Genomic DNA, 2618 nt, shown 5'->3' with positions numbered 1-2618 from the left:
GCTGTTGGAACTTGTGGACAACGTTGTACTTCTACACGTCGTCTAATCATTCACGAATCGGTTTATGATAAAGTAAGAGATGCTATTGTTGGTGCTTATGGACAATTAACAATTGGAAATCCATTAGATGAAAAGAATCATATAGGACCATTAATTGACAAAGACGCTGTAGATACGTATTTAGCTGCTATTGAAAAAGCAAAAGCTGAAGGTGGAAACGTATTAGTAGAAGGTGGTGTATTAGAAGGTGAAGGTTATGAGTCTGGATGTTATGTGAAGCCAGCGATTATCGAAGCTGAAAATCACTATGAAATTGTACAACACGAAACATTTGCTCCAGTATTATACTTAATTAAGTATTCTGGTGAAGTGGAAAATGCAATCGATATCCAAAATGGAGTAGCACAAGGATTATCTTCTGCAATCATGACTGAAAGCATGAAAGAAGCTCAAAAATTCTTATCATATGCTGGTTCTGACTGTGGTATTGCTAATGTAAATATTGGTACTTCTGGTGCTGAGATTGGTGGTGCATTCGGTGGAGAAAAAGAAACTGGTGGTGGACGTGAGTCTGGATCTGATGCTTGGAAAGTATACATGAGAAGACAAACCAATACAATCAACTATTCTGATGAGTTACCTTTAGCTCAGGGAATTAAATTTGATTTGTAAGAGATAATCAAATATTAAAATTATTAAAACCACATCAATTGATGTGGTTTTTTTATTTAATCTATTTCAGGGTAATATTAAGAGGTTTTAGATTTTTTTAATATCGTATATTCTACATCTTAAAATACTAATTAATAGGTGAAAACGTTTTAGAGCTTAGTCTTTGGAATAAAAATTGTACTAATTAAACTATTAAGCGTCTGTGTAGTCTAATTTTTATATGAATCAAAAAGAAATTCAACATTTATATTGGCGAGCAGGTTTTGGAATTAATCCAATACTGCTTAGTAATACTTCTTTGAGCAGAAAGAAAGTTGTTGATGTGCTTTTTCGTAACGCAGAACCTATAACGCCTTTGTATATAGATCTTTCTTATTTAGATGGAATAAATCCTTCAGACCTTAAAAAGTATCCTTCATTAGAAAAAGAAATAAGAGATAAAAGCAGTAAAAGTATTTTAGAACTGAATTATGCTTGGGTCAATCGGCTTATAAATCCTACCGAATTGCTAAGAGAACGAATGACGCTTTTTTGGGCCAATCATTTTGTATGCAGAGATCGCAATCCGCTGCATATGCTTCAGTATAATAATACACTAAGGGATTACGCACTTGGTGATTTTAGAGATTTTGTAAAAGCAATTTCTAAAGAGACCTCTATGCTTAAATATTTAAACGGCAAGCAAAATAGAAAGCGTCATCCTAACGAGAATTTCGCCAGAGAATTAATGGAATTATTCACATTAGGTGAAGGTAAGTATTCAGAAAAAGACATAAAAGAAAGCGCTAGAGCATTTACGGGTTATAACCATAATTTTTATGGTGAGTTTGTATTTAGAGAAAACCAGCACGATGATGGTTTTAAAACGTTTTTTGGCGAAACGGCACGTTATAATGGCGATGATATCATTGATAAAATACTAGAACGAAGAGAATGTGCTCAATATGTCTCAAGCAAAATCTATCGTTATTTTGTAAATCCTGTGCCAAACAATACTCACATAGAAGCTATGACTGAGGTGTTTTATAAAGATTATAATATTGAAAAATTAATGCGTTTTGTTTTTCTGTCAGATTGGTTTTACAATGATAAAAATATAGGAGCAAAAATAAAATCTCCAATAGAGCTCTTGGTTGGTATTGCAAATACAGTTCCTGTGAAATTTGAAAGAGAAAAAGACTTGTTGGTTATTCAGAGAATATTAGGGCAATCATTATTAAATCCACCTAATGTTGCTGGCTGGAAAGGGGATAAAGCATGGATAGATGCTAATACTATAATGGTAAGGTTAAAGTTACCTTCTGTTTTACTCAACAATGCTTTAATATCTCTTAAAGAATATGGAGATTTTAATGATAAATTCAGAAAGCAATATTTTAAGAGAACAAAAGGAAAATTGCCTTTTAAAGTTTTACCTAATTGGGATGTTTTTTCTAAGAATTTTGATTCTATTGCAACTGAAAATTTAACAGACATAATCATTCAGGGAACTATAAACAAAGGTACAGCAAGCTTTTTAAACACTTTAAGTAAAGCTTCTAAGCGCGACTACTGTGTTCAGTTAATGTCTTTGCCGGAATATCAAATGTGCTAGTTATGGATAGGAGAAAGTTTATTAAAGATTCTGCATTAGCGAGTAGCTTGTTTTTCGTTCCTAGTTTTGTTAAGGCATTTGAGGTGTTGCCAACAAATCAATTGGGTTATAAACGTTTGGTTATTATTCAATTGGCTGGTGGAAACGATGGGTTAAACACAATTATTCCTTATAATAATGATGTTTATTACAATGCAAGACCTCGTTTAGCAATTACAAAAGATGTTATAAAGCTAAATGACGATTTAGGTTTTCATTCTAGTTTAGCTCCTTTGCGCACATTATATGATAATGGTGAACTTTCAATTATCAATAATGTAGGTTATCCAAACCCTGTACGATCACATTTTAG

At 32.6% G+C, this 2618-nt stretch carries 3 protein-coding genes; all 3 read left to right on the top strand.

The genetic code is table 11. The features are described from left to right. On the top strand, positions 1-672 hold a 672-nt coding region (locus tag N4A42_RS00430; RefSeq protein ID WP_294068428.1), incomplete at its 5' end, for an aldehyde dehydrogenase family protein. A gap of 220 nt (positions 673-892) precedes the next feature. Next, positions 893-2266 carry a DUF1800 domain-containing protein gene (locus tag N4A42_RS00425; RefSeq protein ID WP_294068426.1) on the top strand — a complete coding sequence of 458 codons (1374 nt, stop codon included), beginning with the start codon at positions 893-895 and terminating at the stop codon, positions 2264-2266. A gap of 2 nt (positions 2267-2268) precedes the next feature. Continuing rightward, positions 2269-2618: DUF1501 domain-containing protein (locus N4A42_RS00420; protein ID WP_367172437.1), on the top strand; the 350-nt coding region annotated here is incomplete at its 3' end.

This window comes from Winogradskyella sp., assembly GCF_025210595.1.
In the GTDB taxonomy this organism is placed as follows: domain Bacteria; phylum Bacteroidota; class Bacteroidia; order Flavobacteriales; family Flavobacteriaceae; genus Winogradskyella.
Note: the sequence above shows the minus strand (reverse complement) of the source record. Positions and strands in the feature narration are given on the sequence as shown.